Annotated in this window: 28 protein-coding genes; 16 read left to right on the forward strand and 12 right to left on the reverse strand. The window is 59.1% G+C overall.

Annotation, left to right across the window (positions count from 1 at the left end; all coding sequences use genetic code 11):
* Positions 1-65 precede the first annotated feature (65 nt).
* The gene (locus PL640_RS00885; RefSeq protein ID WP_271360543.1) at positions 66-1,172 is read left to right on the forward strand and encodes a glycoside hydrolase family 25 protein; all 1,107 of its coding nucleotides are present in this window, start codon (positions 66-68) and stop codon (positions 1,170-1,172) included.
* A gap of 12 nt (positions 1,173-1,184) precedes the next feature.
* Here PL640_RS00885 and PL640_RS00890 read toward each other — a convergent pair whose 3' ends face one another.
* Entirely contained in the window at positions 1,185-2,060 is an 876-nt protein-coding gene (locus PL640_RS00890; protein ID WP_271360544.1) for a DMT family transporter, read from the reverse strand.
* A 163-nt stretch (positions 2,061-2,223) separates the two neighbouring features.
* Between PL640_RS00890 and PL640_RS00895 the strand changes: the two genes are divergently transcribed.
* Both PL640_RS00895 and PL640_RS00900 read left to right on the forward strand, forming a co-directional pair.
* Positions 2,224-3,624, forward strand: coding sequence for an aminotransferase-like domain-containing protein (locus PL640_RS00895; RefSeq protein ID WP_271361424.1), 1,401 nt, complete (start codon positions 2,224-2,226; stop codon positions 3,622-3,624).
* Between the two features lie 71 nt (positions 3,625-3,695).
* Complete coding sequence (locus PL640_RS00900) at positions 3,696-4,013, forward strand: hypothetical protein (RefSeq protein ID WP_142840837.1); 318 nt, start codon at positions 3,696-3,698, stop codon at positions 4,011-4,013.
* Between the two features lie 74 nt (positions 4,014-4,087).
* Here PL640_RS00900 and PL640_RS00905 read toward each other — a convergent pair whose 3' ends face one another.
* A complete protein-coding gene (locus PL640_RS00905; RefSeq protein ID WP_271360545.1) occupies positions 4,088-4,546 on the reverse strand; it encodes an Rrf2 family transcriptional regulator in 459 nt (152 codons plus the stop codon).
* A gap of 154 nt (positions 4,547-4,700) precedes the next feature.
* Here PL640_RS00905 and PL640_RS00910 point away from each other — a divergent pair, with 154 nt between their 5' ends.
* Entirely contained in the window at positions 4,701-5,588 is an 888-nt protein-coding gene (locus PL640_RS00910) for an NAD(P)/FAD-dependent oxidoreductase (protein WP_271360546.1), read from the forward strand.
* Here PL640_RS00910 and PL640_RS00915 read toward each other — a convergent pair whose 3' ends face one another.
* Positions 5,589-6,365 carry an AraC family transcriptional regulator gene (locus tag PL640_RS00915; protein ID WP_271361425.1) on the reverse strand — a complete coding sequence of 259 codons (777 nt, stop codon included), beginning with the start codon at positions 6,363-6,365 and terminating at the stop codon, positions 5,589-5,591.
* A 94-nt stretch (positions 6,366-6,459) separates the two neighbouring features.
* Here PL640_RS00915 and PL640_RS00920 point away from each other — a divergent pair, with 94 nt between their 5' ends.
* Positions 6,460-6,867, forward strand: a complete 408-nt coding sequence (locus PL640_RS00920) for a DUF2000 family protein (protein WP_271360547.1) — start codon at positions 6,460-6,462, stop codon at positions 6,865-6,867.
* A 69-nt stretch (positions 6,868-6,936) separates the two neighbouring features.
* Here PL640_RS00920 and lepA read toward each other — a convergent pair whose 3' ends face one another.
* The 3 genes from lepA to PL640_RS00935 all read right to left on the reverse strand — a co-directional run bounded on the left by lepA (position 6,937) and on the right by PL640_RS00935 (position 10,311).
* Positions 6,937-8,775: a translation elongation factor 4 gene (gene lepA, locus PL640_RS00925; RefSeq protein WP_271361426.1), complete on the reverse strand. Its 1,839-nt coding sequence runs from the start codon at positions 8,773-8,775 to the stop codon at positions 6,937-6,939.
* A 61-nt stretch (positions 8,776-8,836) separates the two neighbouring features.
* Entirely contained in the window at positions 8,837-9,706 is an 870-nt protein-coding gene (locus PL640_RS00930; RefSeq protein ID WP_271360548.1) for a carbon-nitrogen hydrolase family protein, read from the reverse strand.
* The gene (locus PL640_RS00935; RefSeq protein ID WP_269700349.1) at positions 9,703-10,311 is read right to left on the reverse strand and encodes a GNAT family N-acetyltransferase; all 609 of its coding nucleotides are present in this window, start codon (positions 10,309-10,311) and stop codon (positions 9,703-9,705) included. The genes PL640_RS00930 and PL640_RS00935 overlap by 4 nt, the downstream gene beginning before the upstream one ends.
* Before the next feature lie 73 nt (positions 10,312-10,384).
* Between PL640_RS00935 and PL640_RS00940 the strand changes: the two genes are divergently transcribed.
* From PL640_RS00940 to PL640_RS00950, 3 genes are all read left to right on the forward strand, one after another.
* Complete coding sequence (locus PL640_RS00940; protein ID WP_271360549.1) at positions 10,385-10,786, forward strand: ketosteroid isomerase-related protein; 402 nt, start codon at positions 10,385-10,387, stop codon at positions 10,784-10,786.
* 95 nt (positions 10,787-10,881) lie between these two features.
* Positions 10,882-11,463, forward strand: a complete 582-nt coding sequence (locus PL640_RS00945; RefSeq protein WP_405049183.1) for a helix-turn-helix domain-containing protein — start codon at positions 10,882-10,884, stop codon at positions 11,461-11,463.
* A gap of 20 nt (positions 11,464-11,483) precedes the next feature.
* Positions 11,484-12,002: a GNAT family N-acetyltransferase gene (locus PL640_RS00950; RefSeq protein ID WP_271360550.1), complete on the forward strand. Its 519-nt coding sequence runs from the start codon at positions 11,484-11,486 to the stop codon at positions 12,000-12,002.
* A 14-nt stretch (positions 12,003-12,016) separates the two neighbouring features.
* Here the strand turns inward: PL640_RS00950 and PL640_RS00955 are convergent, their stop codons facing one another.
* The gene (locus tag PL640_RS00955) at positions 12,017-13,090 is read right to left on the reverse strand and encodes an alpha/beta hydrolase family protein (RefSeq protein WP_271360551.1); all 1,074 of its coding nucleotides are present in this window, start codon (positions 13,088-13,090) and stop codon (positions 12,017-12,019) included.
* A 143-nt stretch (positions 13,091-13,233) separates the two neighbouring features.
* On the opposite strand from PL640_RS00955, the gene PL640_RS00960 reads away from it, so the two are divergent.
* A complete protein-coding gene (locus PL640_RS00960) occupies positions 13,234-14,328 on the forward strand; it encodes a helix-turn-helix domain-containing protein (RefSeq protein WP_271361428.1) in 1,095 nt (364 codons plus the stop codon).
* Between the two features lie 6 nt (positions 14,329-14,334).
* Here PL640_RS00960 and PL640_RS00965 read toward each other — a convergent pair whose 3' ends face one another.
* Entirely contained in the window at positions 14,335-15,438 is a 1,104-nt protein-coding gene (locus tag PL640_RS00965) for a TRAP transporter substrate-binding protein (protein ID WP_065114627.1), read from the reverse strand.
* Positions 15,439-15,627: 189 nt separating this feature from the next.
* Positions 15,628-16,101, reverse strand: coding sequence for a group III truncated hemoglobin (locus tag PL640_RS00970; RefSeq protein WP_142840849.1), 474 nt, complete (start codon positions 16,099-16,101; stop codon positions 15,628-15,630).
* 138 nt (positions 16,102-16,239) lie between these two features.
* Here PL640_RS00970 and mbfA point away from each other — a divergent pair, with 138 nt between their 5' ends.
* Complete coding sequence (gene mbfA, locus PL640_RS00975; RefSeq protein WP_142840850.1) at positions 16,240-17,223, forward strand: iron exporter MbfA; 984 nt, start codon at positions 16,240-16,242, stop codon at positions 17,221-17,223.
* A 57-nt stretch (positions 17,224-17,280) separates the two neighbouring features.
* Here the strand turns inward: mbfA and PL640_RS00980 are convergent, their stop codons facing one another.
* Together PL640_RS00980 and PL640_RS00985 are read right to left on the reverse strand one after the other, a co-directional pair.
* A complete protein-coding gene (locus PL640_RS00980) occupies positions 17,281-17,895 on the reverse strand; it encodes a transglutaminase-like cysteine peptidase (RefSeq protein ID WP_142840851.1) in 615 nt (204 codons plus the stop codon).
* 118 nt (positions 17,896-18,013) lie between these two features.
* Positions 18,014-18,802 (reverse strand): alpha/beta hydrolase, encoded by a 789-nt coding sequence (locus PL640_RS00985; protein WP_142840852.1) that lies wholly within the window; start codon positions 18,800-18,802, stop codon positions 18,014-18,016.
* Between the two features lie 187 nt (positions 18,803-18,989).
* Here PL640_RS00985 and infC point away from each other — a divergent pair, with 187 nt between their 5' ends.
* From infC to pheT, 6 genes are all read left to right on the forward strand, one after another.
* On the forward strand, positions 18,990-19,526 hold the full coding sequence (gene infC, locus PL640_RS00990) for a translation initiation factor IF-3 (protein ID WP_077224822.1): 537 nt from the start codon (positions 18,990-18,992) through the stop codon (positions 19,524-19,526).
* Between the two features lie 190 nt (positions 19,527-19,716).
* Positions 19,717-19,920, forward strand: a complete 204-nt coding sequence (gene rpmI, locus PL640_RS00995) for a 50S ribosomal protein L35 (RefSeq protein WP_003493355.1) — start codon at positions 19,717-19,719, stop codon at positions 19,918-19,920.
* Positions 19,921-19,960: 40 nt separating this feature from the next.
* Positions 19,961-20,365, forward strand: a complete 405-nt coding sequence (gene rplT / locus PL640_RS01000) for a 50S ribosomal protein L20 (protein WP_003507464.1) — start codon at positions 19,961-19,963, stop codon at positions 20,363-20,365.
* A gap of 175 nt (positions 20,366-20,540) precedes the next feature.
* On the forward strand, positions 20,541-21,419 hold the full coding sequence (locus PL640_RS01005) for a phosphotransferase (protein ID WP_271360552.1): 879 nt from the start codon (positions 20,541-20,543) through the stop codon (positions 21,417-21,419).
* Positions 21,412-22,494 carry a phenylalanine--tRNA ligase subunit alpha gene (gene pheS, locus PL640_RS01010; protein WP_110755727.1) on the forward strand — a complete coding sequence of 361 codons (1,083 nt, stop codon included), beginning with the start codon at positions 21,412-21,414 and terminating at the stop codon, positions 22,492-22,494. The genes PL640_RS01005 and pheS overlap by 8 nt, the downstream gene beginning before the upstream one ends.
* A gap of 24 nt (positions 22,495-22,518) precedes the next feature.
* Positions 22,519-24,942 (forward strand): phenylalanine--tRNA ligase subunit beta, encoded by a 2,424-nt coding sequence (gene pheT, locus PL640_RS01015; RefSeq protein ID WP_271360553.1) that lies wholly within the window; start codon positions 22,519-22,521, stop codon positions 24,940-24,942.
* 54 nt (positions 24,943-24,996) lie between these two features.
* On the opposite strand, the gene PL640_RS01020 is transcribed toward pheT, so the two are convergent.
* A complete protein-coding gene (locus tag PL640_RS01020) occupies positions 24,997-25,998 on the reverse strand; it encodes an aldo/keto reductase (RefSeq protein WP_271360554.1) in 1,002 nt (333 codons plus the stop codon).
* Positions 25,999-26,040: the final 42 nt, after the last annotated feature.

Consider the following 26,040-nt stretch of genomic DNA (forward strand, 5'->3'; position numbering starts at 1 on the left):
AATTGTATTTCGAGGTCTCCGGGCGGCGTTTGAGTGCCCCCGATTTGTTTTGCGTACGGGTTCTCATGCGATCATCGGCTGTGCCAGCACTTTTCTTCGGTTGCCTTTTGTTAGGTGGCTGCACCAGTTCCGGGCCGGAAAGCCTGGTGGCTGGCCTGCCCTCGAAGGAGACGACAAGTTCGGTCACGCCTTCGGCACCCGTGCCGCAGGCAAGTGTTGGTACGCAGGCGATCACCGCCCAGCCACGGCAGGAAGTGCTGGCATGGGGCGGGCCGGTGCCTGAAGAGCCCAAGGCCTTTTCCGCCGTCACTCCAAAAGCCTCCCTGCTTCAGAATGCGCCTGAAATCAGTTTGCCGGCGCCATCGCAGGCGGGAATGGTGCGGCCGGCGGAGCGCCCGATGGTTCGCGAAATGGAGCGCCCGGTGCAATTGGCCATGGCCGCCGCGCCGGCAGCGGGCGCCGGCGCACAAATCCGCTCGCGTATTTTCCGCTCCAGTTTCAGCGATGCCAAGCCAATCAATTTCGGCCGCGTTCAGCCGCGCCATTTTCAGGTCCACGGTGTGGATGTCTCCCGCTGGCAGGCAAATATAAACTGGCCGCAGCTGCGCACCCGTGGCGCCAATTTCGCTTTCATCAAGGCGACGGATGGTGGCGATCATCTTGACCCGATGTTCCGTACCAACTGGCAGCGCGCGAAGGAGGCAGGCATCCGCCGCGGCGCCTATCACTTCTTTTATTGGTGCCGCTCGGCCAGCGAGCAGGCGGACTGGTTCATTCGCAACGTGCCGCGCGATCCTGATGCGCTGCCACCTGTCATTGACGTGGAATATAACGGCGAGTCGAGCTGCAAGATGCGCCATTCCCGTGAGCGCGTGCTGGAAAAGATGCGCGTCTTCATGACCAAGCTTGAGCGCCATTACGGACAGCGGCCGATCATTTATACGGCACCTGATTTCTATAAGGACAACCTCACGGGCGAATTCCAGGACTATCCATTCTGGCTGCGCGCCGTCGCCCAGCATCCGTCCGTGGTCTATCCCGGACGTAAGTGGCTGTTCTGGCAGTATTCCGGCTCCGGCCTGTCGCACGGTGTAGATGGCCGTATCGATCTCAATGTCTTCAACGGCAGCGAAGACGCATGGCATCGCTGGATCGACCGCCGTTCAAGCTGATCCGGGCGGGTGTCAGCGCGCGAATTTTCTGGCACCCGCAACGCAAAGCACCACGACAAGCGTAACTCCGATCATGGCAGGGCTCACCTCTTCATGCAGCAACGTTGCTGCAAGCATCAGCCCGAAGAATGGCTGCAGCAATTGCAGCTGGCCCACAGCGGCAATACCGCCGAGCGCCAGCCCGCGATACCAGAAGATGAAGCCGATCAGCATGCTGAACAGCGACACATAGGCAAGGCCGCCCCAGGCCTGCGGATCGATGCCGGCAAGCGTTTCCGGTCCGGTGAAAAAGGCAAGCGGCAGCATCACCGGCAGCGAGAGAACGAGTGCCCAGGAGATGACCTGCCAGCCGCCCAGCTTCCGCGACAGCGCGGCGCCTTCGGCATAACCCAGTCCGCAGACGATGATCGCGCCCAGCATCAGGAGATCGCCGGCAAGCGAAGCCCCAGCTCCGGCTGAAAGCGAGTTCGATAGTGAAAAACCTGCCACGAGAGCACTGCCCAAGCAGGAAAACAGCCAGAAGGCGGGGCGGGGACGTTCACCACCGCGCAACACCGCGAAGACCGCAGTTGCGAGCGGCAATAGCCCGACGAAGACGATGGAATGCGCTGATGTCACGTGACGCAGCGCCAGCGCCGTCAAAAGCGGAAAACCCACCACCACACCGAACGAGACGATAAAAAGCGATGTCATATCGTTCCGCGCCGGGCGTTTTTGCTGGAACAGCAACAGCAGGGCGAGTGCCAGAATGCCGGCAATGCTGGCGCGGGCAACAGTCAGGAACACCGGATCGAAATCGGTCACCGCAATACGTGTGGCCGGCAGCGAACCACTGAATATCACCACGCCGATAAGGCCGTTCAGCCAGCCGCTTGTCGTCTTGTCCATTGTCATCTCCTGCATTTTGCTTTCTTGATCCGGAACGGCTGGCAGGAACAGCAACAGTCGTATACAATTTCAAGAAACTGTTATGGCTGTTAACCCAGTACGGATGGAGAGTGGTTTGAACGAGCAGGTTGTTCCCGTCACGCGCATCGAGCCCCGACCGGGCATGCAGCCCGGAACACGCATAGAAAAAGTAATGGCGAGCATCCGCCAGCGCATCGCCGCGCGCAGCCTTGTGCCGGGCGCACGTTTGCCTTCGGTGCGGGCGCTGGCAAAGGCGATGCAGGTTTCCACCTCCACCGTCGTCGAAGCCTATGACCGCCTGGTGGCTGATGGCACGATAGGTTCGCGTCCGGGCTCCGGTTTTTTTGTGGCCGGTCCGCTTGCCCCGTTATCTCTGGCCGATATCGAGCCGCGGCTGGACAGGGCGGTGGATCCCCTGTGGGTGTCCCGGCAGGCGCTGGATGAGGCCTCCGTCCTTGCCAAGCCCGGCTGCGGCTGGCTTCCCTCGTCATGGATGCCGGAGGAAGCGCTGCGGCGGGCGATGCGGGGGCTTGCCCGTGCGGATACTGCCCTGCTGACGGATTATGCGAGCCCCATGGGGCTGTTGCAACTTCGCCAGCTTCTGTCGCGCAGGCTTGCCGAACACGGCGTACAGGCGGGTGTCGGCCAGATCATGCTCACCGATTCCGGTACGCAGGCGATCGATCTTCTCTGCCGTTTCCTGCTGCAGCCGGGGGATGCGGTGATTGTCGACGATCCCTGTTATTTCAATTTCCATGCGCTGCTGCGCGCGCACCGCGTCAGGGTCATCGGCGTGCCTTACACGCCAACCGGGCCGGATCTGCCGCTGTTCGAGCAGGCGCTGAAAGAACACCAGCCACGTCTTTATATTACCAATTCCGCGATCCATAATCCGACCAGCGCCAGACTTTCCGCCGTTACCGCCCATCGGCTGTTGATGCTCGCCGAACAGGCGGGGCTGACCATCATCGAGGATGATATTTTTGCCGATTTCGAAACACAGGCGGCACCGCGGCTGGCTGCTTTTGATGGTCTTAACCGTGTTGTCCAGATCGGCAGCTTTTCAAAAACCCTGTCGGCTTCCGTGCGGTGCGGTTTCATCGCGGCACCTCTGGCATGGGTGGAAGCGCTGACCGATCTCAAGATCGCCACCGCTTTCGGTGGAGCGCATTTTTCTGCGGCGCTGGTACTGTCGCTTTTGACGGATGGCAGTTACCGCAAGCATGTCGATGCGCTTCGACTGCGCCTTGCGGCCGTGATGCCGCAGGCGGCGGCACGTCTGAAGTCGATTGGATGTGTGCCTTGGATCGAGCCGCAGGCGGGCATGTTTTTATGGTGCCGTCTGCCGGACGGAGTGGATGCGGGCGATGTGGCGCGCCGCGCGCTTGCGCAGCAGGTGGTTCTGGCACCCGGCAACGTCTTCAGTTCCTCGCAGAATGCATCCAGTTTCATGCGTTTCAATGTATCGCAAATGGGCAGTCCGCAGATCATGACGGTGCTGGAGGATGCGCTTCGGGAGGCGGCCGATCACCGCCTGCCCTGAAGGCATGGGGATGAATCGGAACAAAATCGCGTGAACACCGTTTTCTCCGCAGAGTGAAGAGGAGAAATACCATGACATTCGATCCCAACAACCCGCGCCCGGACCGCGATCTTCGTCCGGAACTGAATATCAGCAATGAGCCGACTGCCCGGACCTCGTCGTCTTGGGTACCGTGGCTGGCGATCATCGTCGTCGTGCTGGTGGGTGTTTTTGCCTGGTCGCAGATGAGCGGCCCGACCACCGATCCGGCCACGACATCGTCCACCACGCCGCCTGCGGCCACGGATCAGGCACCGGCACCCATGGCGCCGACTGCCCCGGCAACGCCGCCGGCAAACAACACGGCCCCGGCAAGCCCAAATACGGGTGGTACTCAGACCCAGCCGTAACGGGTTGACTGATGTGATAAAACCGTCTGCCTTCGGGCAGGCGGTTTTTTTGTGGATGCAATCAGCTTTCGCCTTTAGAGCTGCTCCATCGCCGATGGGCTATTGGACATTTTGGACCAGCGGGCGATCGATTCTTTCGCCAGCGCTGCAAGCGTTATGCTTCCAAAGCGGGACAGGAGAATGGTTTCCGCCTCTTTCATCGCGTCAAAAAGGGCCTCATTGACTGCCTGTTCGATAACGCAGTTCGGATTGTCGCCCGCCAGACCGATGGAAAACAGCTCCGGTGCGCCGAGTGCCCGGTAAATATCCAGCAGGGTGATCTCGCTGAGCGGTCGCGCCAGGACCCAGCCGCCGCCATGGCCTTTTTCCGATGAGACATAACCATGCTCCCGCAGGCCCGCCATGGTTCTGCGCACTACCACAGGATTGGTCTGCAGCATGGCGGCGATGCTTTCAGAGGTCGCCGCTCTCTCGTGTTTTTCCATATGGATCAGAATATGCAGCACCCTTGAAAGGCGCGTGTCGTGTCTCATTGCGCAAGCCCATTTGTTTTTCGCCACGCTATCAGTTCCGAAGTGACGTAACAATATAAGTTGCGTGACTCTTGACTCAAAAAATCACGTAACAATATAAGTATCGTGAAAATAAGCGGGCGCTTCCTGCCCGGTCTTGAACGATAGGTGCATCATGAAATTCGACGTCATCGTCATCGGCGGCAGCTATGCCGGTCTATCCGCCGCCCTGCAGCTGGGCCGCGCCAGAAAGAACGTTCTTGTTGTGGATGCGGGTAAAAGAAGGAACCGTTTTGCCAGCCATTCCCATGGGTTTCTTGGACAGGATGGCAAAGCACCGGGCGAGATCGTCGCCGAAGCGCGACGTCAGATCGAGCGTTACCAGACGATAGCGTGGGCGGAGGGTAGCGTGACCGGGGCCGAGGGGTCTTTTGGCGATTTCGCCATTGAGATCGACGGTCATCGCCGCGAAAATGCAGCCCGGCTGATCCTTGCCATGGGCGTTACCGATCAGCTGCCTGACATAGCCGGGCTGAAAGAGCGCTGGGGCTCTTCGGTCTTTCATTGCCCTTATTGCCATGGCTACGAACTCGATCAGGGAAAAATCGGCGTCATTGCCGCTTCACCCATGGCTATTCATCACGCCCTGATGCTGCCGGACTGGGGTGAGACGACTTTCTTTACCAATGGCATGTTCGTGCCGGATGAGGATCAGGCCGCACTTCTGTCTGCCCGTGGTGTCCGGGTGGAAAAAGACCGTATCGCGGAAATTGCCGGACATGCGGATGTCGTTCTGGCCGACGGCCGCAGCATTGCGCTGGCCGGTCTTTTCACCCAGCCAAAACTGCGGATCACCTCAGACTGGATCGGAAAACTCGGCTGCTCCGTGGAGGAGGGGCCCATGGGATGGAGCATCGTGACTGATGCCATGAAACAGACCACGGTCCGCGGCGTCTTTGCCTGCGGTGATGTCGCAAGGCCGGCAGGCTCGGTCGCCCTTGCTGTGGGCGATGGTGCCATGACAGGTGCCGCGGCGCACCGGTCGATCCTGTTTCCGGAATGATCAGCTGGAGGTGAGGCTAAGCCAGCGTCCGGGAGGCATGCCGAAGGCGTTCTTGAAATGCCGGGTGAAATGCGCCTGATCGGCAAACCCGCAGGCAAATGCCGTTTCAGCAAGGCTGGCGCCGGCCCGCATCATCTCCTTGCATTTTTGCAACCGCCGCATGATGAGATAACGATGCGGGCTGGTTCCCAGCAGGCCACGAAAATGCCGGAAGAGCGTAAAGCGGTCTAGCCCGCTTATTCGCTCCAGTTCCTCTGCACCGACGGTGTCGGCACTGTTCTCCAGCAGATAGTCCCGACACCGCAAAACGGCGGCGTGGTCAATCCGCTTGATGGTTGTAGCGCTGCCGTTCGAATGTTTGGAAAGCAGATCCGCCAGTCTCGATTGCCAGTCTGTCAGGAGCAGATTGTCTGGCTCGCTCTCGAGATTGCCGAGCGCCTCGATCAGACATTGCCGGAACGCGGCGTCCTCGATAACGGGGTTTTTTGCAAAGGGCAGCGCCTGATATCCCGCCTGCGCGATTTTTTCAGGCGGAAGATAAAGCATGCGGTAGCGCAGGCCTTCATCCGTGCCTGCGCCGCCGTCGTGCACTTCGTCAGGATGCAGCACGATGACATTTCCCGGCATGCTGAAATGCGAGGTGCCGCGATAGGAAAAAGTCTGGACGCCGGAAAGCGTGACGCCGAGCGCGTAGGTGTCATGGCGATGCAGCGCATAAGCGTTACCATGAAAGCGTGCTTCGATGCGTTCTATGCCCTCGCTTGCGGGCGCCTGCACGATCCCCTCGAATTTGCACGAACGTTCAAGATCGATGGTGCGCGAAGGGTCTAGGGTTGCTTCTCTTTCGTAACCACAGCCAGATTGAGTTCGCATGTTTGATACCAAGATCGCCGTCATCCTTCGTGATGACCTTGCCGTGTGGCAAAAACTGAACGTTACCGCATTTCTCATGTCCGGGATTGTCGCCCAGACCGGAGAGATCATCGGGGAACCATACCGCGATGGTGCCGGCAACGTCTACAATCCCCTGTCCATCCAGCCGATCGTTGTCATGGCCACCGATCAGGAGGTGCTCCGAAAGATCCATCAGCGATCCCTCGAGCGTGATGTCACGACATCACTCTACATTGAGGAAATGTTCGCGACCGGGCACGATGTCGCCAACCGTCAGGTATTTTCGGAGTTTTCTCCTGAGAATGCCAGGGTGGTCGGCATGGCGCTGCGGGCGGACAAGAAGATCGTCGACAAAATCACCAAGGGCGCAAAGCTGCATACCTAACCATGTCGCTTCAAACGCAAAAGGGAGGCTGTAAGCCTCCCTCCAATAGCGATGCAGTATCAGTGCTGCTTATTCGTCGTTCATCTTCAGAGCGGCGATAAACGCTTCCTGCGGAATTTCCACCTTGCCGAACTGGCGCATGCGCTTTTTGCCTTCCTTCTGCTTGTCCAGAAGTTTGCGCTTACGCGTCGCGTCGCCGCCATAACACTTCGCCGTCACGTCCTTGCGCAGCGCGCGCACGGTTTCGCGGGCGATGACCTTGCCGCCAATGGCCGCCTGGATCGGGATCTGGAACATGTGCGGCGGAATGAGTTCCTTGAGTTTCTCGCACATGCCGCGTCCGCGCCGGTCGGCCGCCGAGCGGTGCACCAGCATGGAAAGCGCATCGACAGGATCGCCATTCACGAGGATCGACATCTTGACGAGATCGCCTTCGCGATAATCGATGATGTTGTAATCGAACGAGGCGTAACCCTTGGAGATTGATTTCAGCCGGTCGTAGAAATCGAACACCACTTCGTTGAGCGGCAGTTCATAGGTGATCATCGCGCGGTTGCCGACATAGGTCAGCTCCGTCTGCAGGCCGCGCCGGTCCTGACACAGTTTCAGGATGCCGCCGAGATATTCGTCCGGCGTCAGGATCGTCGCCTTGATCCACGGTTCGCGGATTTCCTTGATCTTCACCACGTCGGGCATATCGGCCGGGTTGTGAAGTTCTTTCTCGGTACCGTCAGTCAGCGTCATTTCATAGACAACCGAAGGTGCTGTGGCGACGAGATCGAGATTGAACTCGCGCTCAAGGCGTTCCTGAATGATTTCGAGATGCAGCAGGCCAAGGAAGCCGCAACGGAAACCGAAGCCGAGAGCGGCGGACGATTCCATTTCGAAAGAGAAGGAAGCGTCGTTGAGGCGAAGCTTGCCGACAGCTGCACGCAAATCTTCGAAGTCGGCGGCGTCGACGGGGAAGAGGCCGCAGAACACCACGGGCTGTGCCGGCTTGAAGCCGGGCAGGGCCTGCGCGGTCGGGCGCTTGTCGTCGGTGATCGTATCGCCGACGCGGGTATCGGCAACTTCCTTGATCGAGGCGGTGATGAAGCCGATCTCGCCGGGGCCGAGGCTGTCGACATTGACCATCTTCGGGGTCAGCACGCCCACGCGCTCGACGCCGTATTTGGCGCCTGAACCCATCATGCGGATCTGCTGGCCCTTGCTCAGCACGCCGTCGATGACGCGTACCAGAACCATGACGCCCAGATAGGTGTCGTACCAGCTGTCGACCAGCAGTGCCTTCAGCGGTCCGTTTTCGCCAACTTCGCTCGTCGGCGGCGGCAGGCGATTGACGATGGCTTCCAGAACATCGGGAATGCCAAGGCCGGTCTTGGCCGAAATCATCACGGCGTCGGAAGCATCGATGCCGATGACTTCCTCGATCTGCTCCTTGATGCGGTCGGGTTCGGCCGCCGGCAGGTCGATCTTGTTGAGCACCGTCACCAGTTCGTGATCATTGTCGATCGCCTGATAGACGTTGGCAAGCGTCTGGGCTTCCACGCCCTGCGATGCGTCCACCACCAGCAACGAACCTTCGCAGGCCGAAAGCGAGCGGGACACTTCATAGGCAAAGTCGACGTGACCGGGCGTGTCGATGAGGTTCAGCACATAGGTCTCGCCGTTATTCGCCTTGTAGTGCAGGCGCACGGTCTGGGCCTTGATGGTGATACCGCGCTCGCGCTCGATATCCATCGAATCGAGAACCTGCTCCGACATGTCGCGTTCGGCAAGGCCGCCCGTCGACTGGATCAACCGGTCGGCCAGCGTCGATTTGCCGTGATCGATGTGGGCAACGATCGAGAAGTTGCGGATATGGTCCAGGGGCGTGCGGGTCGAATTTGTGCTCATGCTCCGCGCTATAGCAGGGGCTTCTCATGCCGCAAAGCGGGAATTTGGTTAAAAGCCCTTTAAAATGGGCTTTTTAGATCGCAAATTGCTCCGGCCAGTCGCGACGGGTGGCCACCTGTCCCTCGGTTCTGAGTCTCGCGACAGCGGCAAGATCGATATCGGCAATCAATAGCGTGCTCTGCGTCACCGCATCGCTGTCGCTTTCCGCAACGATGCCGGATGCCGGCATGCCGTAGTCGGACGGCACGTAAAGCGCCGCACGGCCGCGATTTTCATCGACGGCAGGTGACCATGGGGCCTCGCCTGCGGTGGGAGAGGAGAGCACGGCATATTGGTTTTCCAGCGCCCGCGCCTGTGCGCCGATGCGCACCCGGTAAGCGCCGGCCAGCGTGTCGGTGCAACTGGGGGCAAGAACGAGTTCCACGCCGAGTTCCGCCAGCCTGCGGCCGAGCATGGGAAACTCATTATCGTAACAGATGAGGATGCCGAGCTTGCCGACTGGCGTGTCGAAGGCTTTCAGACCCTCCGTGCCGGCATAGATGTTCCATTGCTCCCGCTCGAAACGCGTCATGATCTGCTTGTCCTGATAACCGATCAACCCGTCCGGTCCAAACAGCCATGCCCGGTTGCGGAACTTGCCGTCCGGGTCCTTCACCGGCGCGCTGCCCGGCTGGAAGAGGATTTGATGTTGGCGGGCCAGCTCCTCGCAAAGTTCCACCCAGGAAGGAATAAGCGGCTGTATCTCTTCGATGGAACGATGCAGATCCGACCGCGCCTCGGGCGGTAATTGCCCGGTCAGCGCCATGGCCGAATATTCCGGAAGAAGCAACAGTTCCGCACCCGTTTCTTTCGCCTCGCGCACGATGGCGGCAAGATGCGCCGCATAGGCTTCCCATGTCTCGATCAGTTCGATGGCATATTGGCTGGCGGCGAGGCGGGTCATCGGTTTCTATCTCCTGCGGCGATGTTCTTCATCCAGAAGGACAGCGGTTTCGGGCTCTCGACGCTCTCATCGATATCCTGCCAGGTAAAGCTGGTGCGCAGCTCGGGGTGGTGGCGGTAGCCGCGCTTTTCCCAGAAGGCATTTAGCGGCACGTAATCTGCCGGGCGGCGCGGGTGATTGGCGGGCCGTTCGACAGCGCAGAAGGTGCACCAGTCGAAGTCGAGACGTCTGGCATGGGCCTCCCGTTCCTCGAAAAACCGCACGCCGATGCCGTGACCACGATAATCCGGCAACAGCACGCTTTCGCCGAAATAAAACAGCTGCGACGGGTCGTAACCGGCCGCCAGGAAAGGCGATTTCACCTCGTCGGTTTCCGCCGCCATGGGCATGCCCGTGGACATGCCGACAACCTGCCCGCCGTCGAGCGCCAGCACGAAAACAGCGCCCTTCGTATCGGCATAGGTGGCCAGATATTTGCGCTCATATTCCACCGAACCATCATAGAGATAGGGGAAGGCGCGGAACACCGTGATCCGCAGCCGTGCGAGATCATCGAAATAGGGTGCGGCATCAATGCCGGAAAGAGACTTGATTTCGACGGTCATGGGCATTTTCACTTTCGGTTCCGCTGGTTATACCGTCATGGAAAACCCGCGCAAGCATTGAACGGAGAAGACGATGACCGCTGCCGAGACCATCCGCGCCTATTACGATGCCTTCAACCGACAGGACATGGATGCCTTTCTGGCGCTTCTTCATGACGAGGTGGTGCATGACATCAATCAGGGCGAGCGCCAGGCCGGCAAGGCGGCTTTTGCCTCCTTCATGGACCACATGAACCGCTGCTATAAGGAAAACCTCACCGACATGGTGATCATGGCGAGCGCAGACGGTAAACGTGCCTCGGCGGAATTCACCGTCAATGGCGAATATCTCAAGACTGATGAGGGATTGCCGGAAGCCGATGGCCAGAAATACGTCCTGCCCGCCGGTGCCTTCTTCGACCTGAAGGATGGAAAAGTTAGTCGAGTAACAAACTACTATAATCTGAACGACTGGATTGTCCAGGTCGGTGCCTGAAGCCTTCATTGTTCCCGCGATAATGGCCATCCGACGGTAATCGGGTTTCCACTATCATGGATATTGACTCCATCATATGGGAATTCTAATCTCATATGATGGAAAACGAAGATCATATTCTCGAACGTTCAATTGGTGAGCGGATCAGGTCGTTGCGGGCCGAAAACGGCCTGACACTGGATCGGCTTGCCTCTGAATCCGGTGTCAGCCGCGCCATGATTTCGCGCATCGAACGGGGTGAGGCGAGCCCGACGGCGTCGCTGCTCGCCCGTATCTGCGCAGCATTGGGCCTGTCGCTCTCCGGCTTCTTCGCCGAAAACGAAGAGGCTGTTTCCCCGCTGGTGAGAAAACGCGACCAGCAACTCTGGAAAGATCCGGAGACCGGTTATGTCCGCCGCGCTATTTCCCCGCCGCGTGTGGAATCCGATGTCGATATCGTCGAAGTCGAATTTCCGGCTGGTGCGCGTGTCGGCTTTCCGCCGCATGCGGCAAGCCGGGGCACGACGCAGTATGTCTGGCTTTTCGAAGGCGCTCTGGAGATGACGAGCGGCGGTACGGTGCATCTGATGGAGCCCGGCGACTGCCTTTTCATGCCGGTCGGTGAAGGACATGTCTTTCACAATCCTTCCGAAAAACCCGCCCGTTACGCCGTCGTGCTGGATCAAAGACAGCGCTGATTTTTTCCAGAGGAGTTTTCATGGCCACCATCCGCGTGCTGAACGGGCAAGAGACGCTCGACGTCCTGCCGGAACTTTGCGAAGTCCTTTCCGCCTGCGTCAATGGCGGCGCATCCGTCGGTTTCATGTTGCCCTTTTCCCCGCAGGATGCAGAGCCCTTCTGGCGAGCCGTGGCGGAAGCGGCGAATGAGGGCGGCACGATCCATGTCGTGGCGGAAGTGGATGGCAAGGTGGTGGGAACCGTGCAGGTGGGCCTCGCTTCCAAACCCAACCAGCCACATCGCGGTGATCTGATGAAGCTTCTCGTGCATCCCTCGGCGCGGGGTCTCGGGCTTGCCCGCAAGCTCATGCAGAAGGTTGAAGAGGAAACGGCAGCCCGTGGCCGTACCCTTTTGGTGCTGGATACGGCCACAGGCAGTGATGCAGAGGCTATCTATCCCCGCCTTGGCTGGGAACGGGTCGGGGTCATTCCCGATTACGCCCTGTTTCCCGATGGGCGTTATTGCGGCACGACGCTGTTTTACAAGCGGATCGGCTAGAGCATTTAGTCTGCTTATTGTCCCGGCTTCAGCGTGCGGTTGAAGGCGTCAACAATCACCTTTTCCAGTTCGGCATGAATATCCGCACGGTCGCGCGGCCCGGCTGGTTCGCAGATCGGATCACGCTCGCCAACGGATTTGAGAAACGCATCGGCATCCGGTTTGCATAGGGGCAGGAAGCTGAAATGGTTGGCCTCATCGACCTGTTGATAGGTCGCGCCGGGCACCTCGGCTGCCAGTTTGTCCGCCAGCACGGCCGGTGGAATTTTCCCCTTGCTGCCGAGATTGATGAAGGCCAGCGGAATGTCGATTGTTTTCATGCTGTCCGGCTGGAAGGCGAGTGCGAGGCCAGGATCGACCAGCACGGCGGAACGAATGCGTGGATCGCGGTTCTGCTGCTCGAAACGGGCCTTGTCGAGGGTTCCTAGGTCGAGCTTCGGTACACTGACCGGCTCGTTGTTGAGATAACCCCGGCCGCCGGCAAACCATTGGCAATCCATCATCGTGGCATAGTCTTCGCAATAGCGCTTATACGCGTTGAGATCGGCGCGTGCGCCCGAAATCTCCATTGCCGCGCTACCGCCGAGCGAAAAGCCGAGGACGCCGATCCTCTGCGCATCGATCGCGCCCGACCATTTGCCCTGCGTCGTCAGCGCGGTGATGATTGTAGAAAGATCGCCCGTCCGCTCCCAGATTTTCGGCGTATCGGCAGGTGTTGAATCGCCGCTGGTGGTGCCGGGATGGTTGGGGCCGGCGACGATGAAACCTTCGCTCGCAAGCTTTGCGGCGATCCAGGCCATGCCGCTCACTCTCGAGCCCGAACCGTGTGACAGAAGCACCAGCGGCAGGCGACCCGGCCGCACTGTGCTGTCCAGGAAGACGGCCGTGCCTTGAAAAATCCGGTCCTCGCCGGAACGCGTCTGCGTGCCGTTGCCCTCCGAAGGATACCAGACGGTGACAGCAAGGTCCTTGCCACGTTCGGGAGAGTGGATGGCGATTTCGCTGACGCCAACGGCTTCATTTGCAAAAGCCTGCTGGGTAATGAGAGCGGAAAACAGCATGGTGGTGATGGTGACGATGGGACGCATGAAAAACCTCTTGCGGTCGGAAAGAACGAGACCCAATCTGCACCGTCACCTGTTTTTCGCGTCCTTGATCGCGTTTGAGGTCGTACCGAAACGCGATCTGGTCCATGAAAAGACAACAGGTCGTCGATCCGGGATATTTATTCGTGCTTTTCATTCCCCTGCCATTCGTCGTGGCGCTTCTGCTGGTCGTCATGTTCATCGTCTTTTTCCGAAGCGGAGACGATGTGCGGACGAACCGCGCCTTCCTGGCCCTGATCGCGCTTTGCGCCGCGCAATCGGTTCTTGTCGGCCTGCGCTGGGGGTATGGCGTCAATGCGGTACGTTATGTCCTGCCGGTCCTTGCCGCCTGCCTGCCGCCGCTAGTCTATATCGCCTTTCGTGGCTTGATGAGGGTCGGGGCAGACAGCAGGAGAGCGATGCTGGCAAGTCTTGTGTTCTCGCCTTTGTTGATCGTTGTTCTGGAATTCGCCTTGCCGGTAGTGATCGACCTTGCCCTGATCCTCATCTTCGTCGGCCATGCCGCCGCACTGCTTCTTCTGGGAGGAAAAGGGCCGGATGGGCTGGACGAGGCGCAATTCGCCAGCGTCACTTCTGCGCACAGGGCATTGATTATCGCCGCCGTGGCGCTTTGTGTTTCGGCGCTGTTCGATCTTCTCGTGTTCATCGATTTTGAGTGGGCGCATGGGGAAAATGTCGCCGCGCTTGTCAGCAATGCCAATCTTTTCGGGCTGTTGCTGATCGGTCTGATGGCCGCCCTGGCTGGAAAAAGCAAAGCGCCGCAAACGGCTGCAGAGCCGGCTGAGGAATTGCCGCCTCCCTCAGAACCATCGGAACAGGACCGCGACATAATCGCAAGCCTAGACCAGCTCATGACAACACAGGCGCTTTACCGCGACGAGAACCTCAACCTGACCCGGCTGGCCAGACGCCTCGGCCTGCCGAGCCGGTTAATATCCGGTGCGATCAATCGTTCCCTCGGCATTAATGTCTCGCAATATGTCAACCAGCTCCGTATTCGCGAAGCCTGCCGGCTGCTGGAGGAGACGGAGCAATCGGTAACCGCGATCATGTTCTCCTCGGGTTTCCAGACCAAGTCCAACTTCAACCGGGAATTTCGCCGCGTCACCGGCATGAGCCCGGTCGACTGGCGTGAACGGCAAGTGTGGAAGCTGGTCTCGCCAAACAAAACGGCCACCCGGCAGATGCCGGATGACCGTCTGAAGATGGTCGGGAAATGAGGAGGATCAGAGCGTGCCGTTGCGCTGCTGGATCATCATGTAGGTGTCATAGGTATATTCGGCGATCTGCGCCCAGAGATAGGCGTCCTTCTTGAAGGCCTGCTGGCTCTCGTAGATCTTCTTGAAGTTCTCGTTCTTGGCCGAAATCTCCGCATAGGTGTCCTGCGCCGCCTTGTGGCAGACATCAAGGATTTCCTGGCTGAACGGCCGCAGGATGGCGCCCTGCGCCACCAGTTCTTTCAGGGCCTTCGGGTTGCGCGCATCGTAGCGCTCCAGCATGCTGGCGCTGCCGGCGGCGCAGGCGTCTTTCAGGATGCGCTTGTAGTTTTCCGGCAGTTCGTTGAACTTCTGCAGGTTCACGAAGGCATGCACGGCCGGGCCGCCTTCCCACCATGCCGGATAGTAGTAGTATTTTGCGACCTTGTAGAAGCCGAGCTTCTGGTCGTCATAGGGGCCGACAAATTCGGTTGCGTCGATCGTGCCCTTTTCCAGCGCGGCATAGACATCGCCGCCGGCGATCTGCTGCGGGGTAACGCCAACCTTCTGCATCACCTGGCCGGTGAGGCCGGCAATGCGCATCTTCAGGCCTTTGAGGTCGTCGATGGTGTTGATTTCCTTGCGGAACCAGCCGCCCATCTGAGCGCCTGTATTGCCGAGCAGGATCGAGTAGATATTGTGCTGGGCAAGGAACTCGTTGAGCAGCTCATTGCCGCCGGCCTGGTTGAACCAGGCATTCGTCTGGCGCGCGTTGAGGCCGAAGGGAACCGAGGTTCCAAGCGCGAAGGTCGGGTCCTTGCCGACGTAATAATAGGCGCAGGTATGCGCCATTTCGACGGTTCCGGCCGTCACCGCATCGGCCGCCTGCAGCGCCGGCACGATTTCGCCGCCGGCGAAATGCTGGATGACGAAGTTGCCGCCGGAAGCTTCCTTGACGTGATCGGCGACCATCTGGCCAGCACCGAAAAGAATGTCGAGGCCCTTGGTGAAGGACGACGTCATGCGCCAGGTGATTTTGGGGTTTTCCTGCGCAATGGCCGGAGCGGCCAGCGCGGTTGCGGTAACACCGGCGCCAAGAGCGCCCGCCTTGCGGATAAATGATCTGCGATCCATGTCGATAAGCCCTGATACGTCTGCATATTACAGGCGAACCGCACGGTACGCCTCCCAAAGGCTACTAACCATTTATCCTTGCAACCATCAAGAGGGAATGTGCCAAACTTGCGCGCTCTTCTGCAATGCCTGTCGATTGCCGTTTTGGCACGTGATCGCGTTCTTCTTGTGGCTTCTGCCCTGCCATGGTCAGGGTTGCGTGCGTTTCAATGCCGGATCGTCCATTGCAGGATTATAAAACAGCGAAAGTGTCAGGCTTTTGGCGATGCGTTCCGCCGTTTCCATAAACCAGTCATGGGCCTGCCTGCTGGGCGCGATGTCATCGAGCGTTGCCGAAAACAGCGTGAGCCATTGCGGGAAAAGTTCGGCCGTCATTCCACTCACGCCCAGATGCGCCTGTACCGGCTTGCCACCGTAACCGCCATTCTTGAAGGCGATTGCCGACCAGAACTGTTTCATCTTGTCCATGTGTTCCGGCCAGCGCCCGGAAAGTCGCGCATCGAAAACCGGCCCAAGCGTCGGATGTTTTAGAACGCGGCCATAAAATGTCTCGACAAGCAGATCGATGAAACCGGCATCGACGCCGATCGCTGCCATGGCTCTTTCCGCCTTGTGCTGGATGTCGGCGTTATGGGCGGCCTTTGCCGTGATTGGATCCTGCATCGTGCTTCCTTTTCCATAAATTTACGCCGTCTGGTGGTCCGCCGCAATGCGACGCTTTGACGTATTAGAATCATTCTAAAAAGCTTGATTGTGGCGGTCTGCCGCTGTATTTAGAATTATTCTAAAAAGGTTTCAGCCATGTTCCGCAGTCTTTTTTCCCTGTCCAAACGTCCCTTCTCCTCGCTCGGCGAGCAGGAAATCCTGGCACTCGCCATCTCGTCGGAAGAGGATGATTCCCGTATTTACCGCTCCTACGCCGATCATCTGCGCGGGCAATATCCGCAATCCGCAAAGGTTTTCGAAGACATGGCGGAGGTCGAGCAGCGGCATCGAAATGTCCTGATCGACATGCATCGCCGCCGTTTCGGAGAAACCATCCCGCTGATCCGCCGCGAACATGTGCGCGGATTTTACGAACGCACGCCGGACTGGCTGGTGAAGAATCTGTCGCTGGAGAAAATTCGCGCCCAGGCGGAATTGATGGAAGCGCAGGCGATCCGCTTTTACGATGAAGCGCTCAAGCGAACCACCGATGCCTCGACACGCAAGCTGTTGGGTGACCTGGCCGAGGCGGAGCGGGGGCACGAAGAGATTGCCCAACGGCTGGAAGAAAAACATCTCGATGAAGACGGCAAGTCCGAAGAGGCGGCAACGGCCAAGCGGCAGTTTCTTCTGACCTATGTGCAGCCGGGCCTTGCGGGGTTGATGGACGGTTCCGTCTCGACGCTTGCGCCGATCTTCGCCGCGGCTTTCGCCACGCAGGATACCTGGCAGACCTTCCTCATCGGCCTTTCAGCCTCCGTGGGCGCGGGCATTTCGATGGGCTTTACCGAGGCCGCCCATGATGATGGCAAGCTTTCGGGCCGTGGCTCGCCGGTAAAACGGGGCTTCGCCTCTGGCATCATGACGGCCGTCGGTGGCCTCGGCCACGCGCTGCCTTATCTCATTCCACATTTCTGGACGGCCACGGCAATCGCCGCCATCGTCGTTTTCGTGGAACTCTGGGCCATCGCCTTCATTCAGAACCGCTTCATGGAAACGCCGTTCCTGCGGGCGGTGTTTCAGGTTGTGCTTGGCGGTTCGCTGGTGCTGGCAGCCGGCATTATCATCGGCAATGGCTGAAAAAAGAAAGAGCCCGCGGCGGCGGGCTCTCATCTGTCCAGAATGGCAGTTTGAGTGTCAGCGCAACGCGCCAACCAGGACGTCACGACCATCTTCGATGGAGACCCAGCGGCCGGTATTGAAGGACGCCTGCCGTTTCAGATAGGTGTAATTCGTGTCGGTCCAGAGCTTCACGTCGTCGGTGAGGTTGTCGAGAATATAATCGCCATCGGTGGTACGAAGCGTCAGCACGGCATGGCCTTCACCATCCGGCTTGCGCACGACGGTGATCAGCAGGTCGGCCACGGAAAAACCGCGCTCGATCAGCTTCTTGCGCTTTAGCAGCACAAAATCTTCGCAGTCGCCGGCCGTCGTTGGATATTCCCAGACTTCGTCCTTGCCGTAGATTTCCTGATCGGTCATCGCCACGATGGTGGTGTTGACGGAGGTGTTGATCTCACGAATGACGCCCCAGCCATATTCGGTGACGCGCGGTGGCGGCGTCATCTTGTTGCGAATGTTGCATTCATCCGCATATTTCTGACAGAACTCGTAATGGCCGATCGGCTGGGAGGTAATCCCGCCCGTCACCATGGAAGGGCTTCCCTTGATTTCCGCCATGGCGGAAGCAGCAGTCATTAGCCCGGCGGCAACTGCAAACAGCAGCGCACGCGCCAGCGGTGCGTTCATCATGAAACCCGTCCCTTAATTCTTAATGAAAAGTTAAGAGGGATGGGGGGTAGGAGTCAATCATTAGCAATCGGTGGCGCGCAAGACTCGTTGAATATGGTTAAGAGCGTTGCGCAAATGCCTATATTGCAAGGGCTTTGACGGCTGCGAGCATCCTGTCGATATCCTGCGGCCGGGAAAGCCGGTGGTCGCCGTCGCGGATCAGCGTCAGCACGACATCGTCGGCGGGAAGGTGCTCGAGGAGCTTCAGTGCGTGCTGATAGGGGACGTCGGGATCACGCATGCCCTGCAGGATGTGAACGGGGCAGCCGGTGGTGATGATGCCCGTGAGCACACGGTTCTGCCTGCCGTCCTCCATCAGCGCCCGGGTGAAGATGTTGGGTTCAGGGCTATATTCCGAATGTTCCTCGAAATAGCCTCTTTCCACCAGCGACGTCTTTTCCGCTTCCGTCAGGCTGGGCTCTATCAACTCCGCAGTGAAATCGGGAGCGGGGGCAATAAGAACCAGACCGGCGACGGAGGGCGCTCCACCTACCTTGCGTAACTCCTCGACCATGCGCAACGCGATCCACCCACCCATGGACGAGCCGACGAGGATGACACGCGCCGGTGCCTTGGCGCGTACCACGGCGAGTGCTTCTTCCAGCCACCGCGAAATCGTGCCTCTTTTGAAATCGCCACCGGAAGCTCCGTGGCCGGAATAATCGAGCCGCAGGCAGGCGAGACCATTTTCCGCTGCGAAGCGATCGAGCTCCACAGCCTTGGTTCCCGTCATGTCGGAACGATAGCCACCGAGCCAGACGAGCAGGGGTGCGTCCGGCTGTGATGCTGCGCGGCGATGGAGAAAAGCGATGTTGCGGGCGTCGTCACCCGCTCCCATATGCAGGAATTCAGCGGCTTGTTCGGTCATGTATATGCAATTCTCCTGATTTTCGTGCAATATCGGCGGCGTATTTGCAAAAACCGTGGCAAGAGGTGATCTTTTCGGGCAGATATGCTATTGACTTCGCCACGGCAATAACGACATTTCCGCCGCTTGTACCAAACAAGCTGTTTTTTGCTGACGTGATCCAGAAACAGATCAGGAGAATACGACCATTCGCAGACCTTTCAAAGCCGATGCCCCCGTCAAGGAGGGCCCGCGCTCCAACCGGGAAATTCGGGTTCCCAGAGTTCAGCTTATTGATGAAGAGGGCCAGAACCTCGGTAGCATGCCGACGGATCAGGCTTTGAAAATGGCGGAAGAGGCCGGTCTCGATCTCGTCGAGATTTCGCCGAACGCAGAGCCGCCGGTATGCAAGATCCTCGATCTCGGCAAGCTTAAATACTCGACCCAGAAGAAAGCCGCTGAGGCGCGCAAGAAACAGAAGATCGTCGAGGTCAAAGAAATCAAGATGCGCCCCAACATCGACACGCATGACTATGACGTGAAGATGAAGGCGATGAACCGCTTCTTTGACGAGGGTGACAAGGTGAAGGTGACGCTGAAGTTCCGTGGCCGTGAAATGGCCCACCAGGAACTTGGCATGAAACTTCTCCTCCAGGTGAAGGAAGATACCCAGGCGATTGCCAAGGTTGAAGCCGAGCCGAAGCTGGAAGGCCGTCAGATGATGATGGTTCTCGCCCCGAAATAATTTGCGCCAGTCCTGAAAGCTGCGTAAATCACCGCCGCAAGGGGAAATTTTCATTCCCCGTTGCGCTTTTAGCCGACTGCGGTTATAAGCGCGCGTCCGAACGGTCCGGCAGGGCATGCCGAGGCCGTTCCTGAATAGCTTGAAATAGGCCTCGTCTGCCTGTTTCGATACAAAAACACGGAGTAGCAAAATGCCCAAGATGAAGACGAAGTCCGCTGCAAAAAAGCGGTTCAAGATCACCGCTACCGGCAAGGTTGTTGCAGCCGCCGCCGGTAAGCGCCACGGCATGATCAAGCGTACCAACAAGTTCATTCGCGACGCGCGTGGAACCATGGTTCTCGCCGAAGCTGACGGCAAGAAAGTCGTCAAGAACTACCTGCCGAACGGTCTCTGAGACTTTTCCGCACTTTTGGACACTTTAAGGAGATCATGACATGGCACGCGTAAAACGTGGCGTAACTTCCCGCGCCAAGCACACCAAGACACTCAAGGCAGCCAAGGGCTTCTACGGCCGCCGCAAGAACACCATCCGCGCAGCAAAGGCTGCCGTGGATCGTTCCAAGCAATACGCTTACCGCGACCGCAAGGTCAACAAGCGCAACTTCCGCGCTCTGTGGATCCAGCGTATCAACGCTGCTGTTCGCGAATTCGGCCTGACCTACGGCCGCTTCATCGACGGCCTGAACAAGGCTGGCATCGAAGTCGACCGCAAGGTTCTGTCCGACATGGCTATCCATGAGCCGGCAGCATTCGGCGCGCTCGTTGAAGCAGCGAAGAAGGCTCTTGAGTACCTCAAGGATGCTGGTACGACCAACGAGTTTGAAACCGCTGTAAAGTAATTACGGCGCGGACAATCTGTTGTTCATTTGAAACCCGCGCCGGTCCTCCGGCGCGGGTTTTCGATTTTTTGGAATTCACGGCAGTTTCGGCAAAGGCGTAGAGCGTTTTGCACCGGGGTTGCCAGAAGGGTGGGGCATCCGGCTTTCGGTCGGCATGTTCCATTGGGGGGCAAGAATGCTGGTTGCCGCAAGTGAGGCGGAAAAGGCGAAGGGTTTCCACGTCCATCTCGAAGATGGCGATATCGCAGCCTTGATGCGGGTTCTGCTTAAAAGCGAGCGCCGCGTGCAGAAACTCGAGCTTTCCACAACGACGGTCTGGATAAAACGCCAGGGCACGGAAACGCCGTCCTGGTGGATAAAGCTGCAGACTTTTCTCGCAAAGCTGCTTCCCTATACCTTTATGCGTCCTTCGCCGCCGCTTGATGGCGCCGGTCTCATGCGCCGCGAACTCGAAACGCTGGAGGCCTTCAAGGCCCGTGGTTTCCCCGTGCCCCCCGTCATTTATTCCTCGCTGACGGCCGTTGTGCTTGGCGATGTCGGCCCCACCATCATGGAGCGTATGGATGCGATAAAGGCCACGACGCCGGTGGAGCACGATGCGCTGCTTGTAAAATCCGCAGAAGCGCTTGGCGAGTTGCATGCGGCGGGTCTCTGCCATGGTCGTCCGCATGTGCGCGACTTCTTTCTTCAGGACGGCCGTGTCGGTTTCATGGATTTCGAGGAGCGTCCTCAGGAGGTCATGCCGCTGGAAACGGCGCAGGCCCGCGATATATGGCTGCTGTTTTTACAGGTCGCCACCCGCGCCTGCGATGCGCCGGGGACCTGCGATGCGGCCTTCGCCCGCTGGCGCGAAAACGCCCCGCCCCGGGCGCTGGAAGAATTGTGCCGCCTGACCGGCATTCTCGGGCGATTTTTACCGCTTGCCCGGTTGATCGGGCGCGTGCGGATGGGTAGTGATCTGCGACGCTTTATCATGGCGACCGACTATCTGATGAATGCTGTGAACCCCGAAGCCGCTGTTAAAAAGACCGGCAAGGCAGGAAAAGATGACTGAACTTGATACCTTGAAATCGCAATTGATGTCGGAGATCGCCGCTGCTGCCGATGAGCCGGCCATCGAAGCCGTGCGCGTTTCCGCGCTGGGCAAGAAGGGCTCGGTTTCGGAGCTTCTGAAGACGCTGGGCAGCATGACGCCGGAAGAGCGCCAGACCCGCGGTGCTGCCATCAACCAGCTTAAGACTGAGATCACCGATCTTATCGGCGAACGCAAGAATGCGCTGAAGGATGCTGCCATCGCCGCCCGGTTGAAGGCGGAAACGGTGGATGTCAGCCTGCCGGTCCGCCAGTCCCCGGCCGAGCGTGGCCGCATTCATCCCATCAGCCAGATCGTCGATGAAATCACCGCCATCTTCGCGGATATGGGTTTCTCGATCGCCGAAGGTCCCGATATCGAGACCGATTATTACAACTTCACGGCGCTGAATTTCCCCGAAGGCCACCCGGCCCGCGAAATGCACGACACCTTCTTCTTCCAGCCGGATGAAAACGGTGAGCGTAAGGTGCTGCGCACGCACACCTCGCCGGTGCAGATCCGCACCATGGAAAGCCAGAAGCCGCCGATCCGCATCGTCATTCCCGGCAAGACCTATCGTCAGGATTCCGACGCCACCCATTCGCCGATGTTCCATCAGGTCGAAGGTCTTGTCATCGACAAGAAAGCGCATGTCGGCAATCTGCGCTGGGTGCTGGAAGAGTTCTGCAAGACCTTCTTCGAGGTCGACAGCGTCGTCATGCGTTTCCGCCCGTCCTTCTTCCCCTTCACGGAGCCGAGCTTCGAGGTGGATATCCAGTGCGACCGTTCCGGCCCGATCGTCAAGTTCGGCGAAGGGAACGACTGGATGGAGATTCTCGGCTGCGGCATGGTGCACCCGAACGTGCTGCGTGCTGGTGGGCTGGACCCGGACGAGTATCAGGGCTTTGCCTGGGGCATGGGCCTCGACCGCATCGCCATGCTGAAATACGGCATGCCTGATCTGCGCGATTTCTTCAACGCCGATGTCCGCTGGATGAACCATTACGGCTTCCGCCCGCTCGACATGCCGACGCTGTTCGGCGGTTTGAGCGTTTAATCCAGTTAGCCAAGGAGCAAAGACATGAAATTCACTCTTTCCTGGCTGAAAGAGCATCTGGATACCGATGCGACGCTGGATGAGATTTGCGAGCGGCTGACGGCAATCGGCCTCGAGGTCGAAGAAGTTGACGACAAGGCGGCTTATAAGCCTTTCGTCATTGCCAAGGTGGTTTCCGCTGAAAAACATCCTGAGGCCGACCGCCTCAAGGTGCTGATGGTCGATGCCGGTGACGGCAAGCCGGTGCAGATCGTCTGCGGTGCGCCCAATGCACGCGCCGGCCTTGTCGGTGCGCTGGCGCGTCCGGGCGTGTATGTCCCGGGTATCGATGTCACCCTTGCTGTCGGCAAAATTCGCGGCGTCGAAAGCCACGGTATGATGTGCTCCGAAAAGGAGCTCAACATTTCTGACGATCATGACGGCATCATCGATCTGCCGCAGGATGCCCCTGTCGGCACGTCCTTCGCCACCTATGCCGGCCTCGACGATCCGATGATCGAAATCAACCTGACGCCGAACCGCCCGGATTGCACGTCGATCTACGGCATTGCCCGTGATCTTGCGGCTTCCGGTCTCGGCAAGCTGAAGACAAGGCCTGCGCCGTCCTTCAAGGTGGAAGGCGCAACGCCCGTCGATGTGAAGCTGGAACTGGACGATGCGGCGCTCTGCCCCGGCTTTTCGCTGCGCATCGTGCGTGGCGTGAAGAACGGCGCGAGCCCGAAATGGATGCAGCAGCGCCTGATGGCAATCGGCCTGCGCCCCATCAACGCTCTTGTCGACATCACCAACTACATGACCTTCGATCAGGGTCGGCCGATGCACGTCTTCGACGCTGCCAAGGTCAAGGGCGATCTTACGGTTCGTCGTGCGAAAGAGGGTGAGACGATCCTCGCACTCGACCAGCGGGAATATAAGCTCGGCCCGAACAGTGTCGTCATCGCCGACGAAAAGGGCCTAGAGTCCATCGGCGGCGTGATGGGCGGCGAACATTCCGGCTGCGACGAAAACACTGTCGACGTGCTGATCGAGTCCGCACTCTGGGATCCGATCAACATCGCCAAGACCGGCCGTTCGCTCGGCATCATCACCGATGCGCGTTATCGTTTCGAGCGCGGCGTTGATCCGGACTATATGGTTCCGGGTCTGGAGCGCACCACCGAACTGGTTCTGGAACTCTGCGGCGGCGTCGCAGGTGAAGCTCGGGTTGTCGGTTACAAGGGCCATCAGCCCAAGGTCGTGGATTTCCCGCTCGCGGAAGTGAAACGCCTGACGGGTCTGGAAGTCTCGGCAGAAGAGAGCCTCACCATTCTCAAGGGCCTCGGTTTCGGTGTCGAGGGAACGGGCGAGCGCGTTTCCGTCACCGTCCCGTCCTGGCGTCCTGATGTCGACGGCAAGGCCGATCTGGTGGAAGAAGTCATGCGCATCCACGGCGTCGACAATATCAAGCCGGAACCGCTGGAAAACTTCGGTGCCGTCAATGGCCGTATCCTGACCACATTGCAGATCCGCACGCGTACCGCGCGTCGTGCCCTGGCAAGCCGTGGCATGCTGGAAGCCGTCACGTGGTCCTTCATTCCGGAAGCGCAGGCGAAGCTCTTCGGTGGCGGTTCGCCGGCCCTGAAGCTCGCCAACCCGATTGCGGCCGATATGTCGGACATGCGGCCCTCGCTGCTGCCCGGCCTGCTGACCGCCGCCCAGCGCAATGCCGACAAGGGTTATGGTGACGTCGCGATCTTCGAGGTCTCCGGCACCTATGAGGGCGATACGCCTGAGAAGCAGCGCCGCGTTGCCGGCGGTGTCCGCCGTGGCACGGCCTCGCTCGCAGGCAGCGGCCGCATGTGGTCCAATGCTTTGAAGGGCGGCGGCAAGCCGGTGGATGTCTATGACGCCAAGGCTGATGCACTCTCGGTGCTGGAAGCCTGCGGCCTGCCCATGGGCAATGTGCAGATCGAAGCCGGTGCGCCTTCCTGGTATCACCCCGGCCGTTCGGGCACCATCAAGATGGGCCCGAAGGTCGTGCTCGGTTATTTCGGTGAATTCCATCCGAAAACCCTGTCCGAACTGGATGTTTCCGGCGCCTATTGCGGTTTCGAGATTTATCTCGATGCCATGCAGGAGCCGAAAAAGAAGGCGACCCGCACCAAGCCCGCACTCGAGCTTTCGCCTTTCCAGGCCGTCAAGCGCGACTTCGCCTTTGTGGTTGACAAGTCGGTCGAGGCGGGCGCCATCATCAAGGCCGCGACGAGTGCTGACCGCAAGCTGATCACCGGCGTCAATGTCTTCGATATCTTTGAGGGTGCGTCACTTGGCGAAAATCGCAAGTCGGTTGCCATCGAAGTGCAGATCCAGCCGGTCGACAAGACCCTGACGGATGAGGATTTCGAGGCGCTGACGGCCAAGATCGTCGGCAATGTCGAGAAGTCGACAGGCGGCGTTCTGCGCGCCTGAAAGCCGATGACGGAATGAAAAAAGCCGCGGCGGTTGCCGCGGCTTTTTTTGTTTTTAGCGGTTGGCCATCTGGGACATGCGCGCGGGATATCGTTCCCCCGCAACCTTTGCCGGCGAGAGGAGGGCGCCGAGGCTCGCAACTTCTTCCGCCGTCAGCGAAACATCCGCTGCAGCGACGTTTTTCTCCAGATTGGCGATTTTTGTGGTGCCGGGGATAGGAACGATGAAGTCGTCCTGTGCCAGCACCCAGGCGAGCGCCAGTTGCCCGGCGGTAACGCCCTTTTCAGTCGCCATGTCTTCCAGAAGCTGGATGAGCGCCAGATTGGCGTCGAAGTTTTCGCTTTGGAAGCGCGGCAGGCCGCGACGGAAATCATCGGCGGCGAGGCCGTCGAGTGACTTCAGCGCGCCCGTCAGAGCCCCGCGCCCGAGCGGGCTGAAGGGGACAAAACCAATGCCGAGTTCACGGCAGGTTTCCAGCACGCCATTTTCCTCCACATCGCGGGTCCACAGCGAATATTCGCTCTGAATGGCCGCAATCGGATGGGTGGCGTGCGCTTTGCGAAGCGTTTCGGCGCTGGCTTCGGAAAGGCCGAGATGTTTCACCTTGCCTTGCTTCACCAACTCCGCCATGGCCCCGACCGTCTCTTCGATCGGCACATCGGGATCAACGCGATGCTGGTAAAACAAGTCGATGGCATCCACGCCAAGACGTTTGAGAGAGGCTTCGGCGACGGCACGCACATTTTCCGGCCGGCTGTCGGTGCCCACCATCATCTGGCCTGCGGGTTTGCTGGTGTCGATCCTGAAACCGAACTTGGTGGCGATGACCACCTTGTCGCGATAGGGCTTCAAACCCTTGCCGACGAGAATCTCGTTATTGTAAGGCCCATAAACCTCTGCCGTATCGAAAAAGGTGACGCCGAGTTCGACGGCGCGGTGCAGCGTCGCTATTGCGCTGCTTTCATCGCCGGTCGGGCTATAGGCATGGGTCATTCCCATGCAGCCGAGGCCAAGCGCCGAAACGGATAGGTTGTTTCCAAGGGTTCTTTGTTTCATCTGTTCGTCCTTCCATAAGGAACCACCCGTCATCAGGGCGTG

The sequence above is a fragment of the Agrobacterium sp. ST15.16.024 genome, from assembly GCF_027956545.1.
GTDB lineage: Bacteria > Pseudomonadota > Alphaproteobacteria > Rhizobiales > Rhizobiaceae > Agrobacterium > Agrobacterium cucumeris.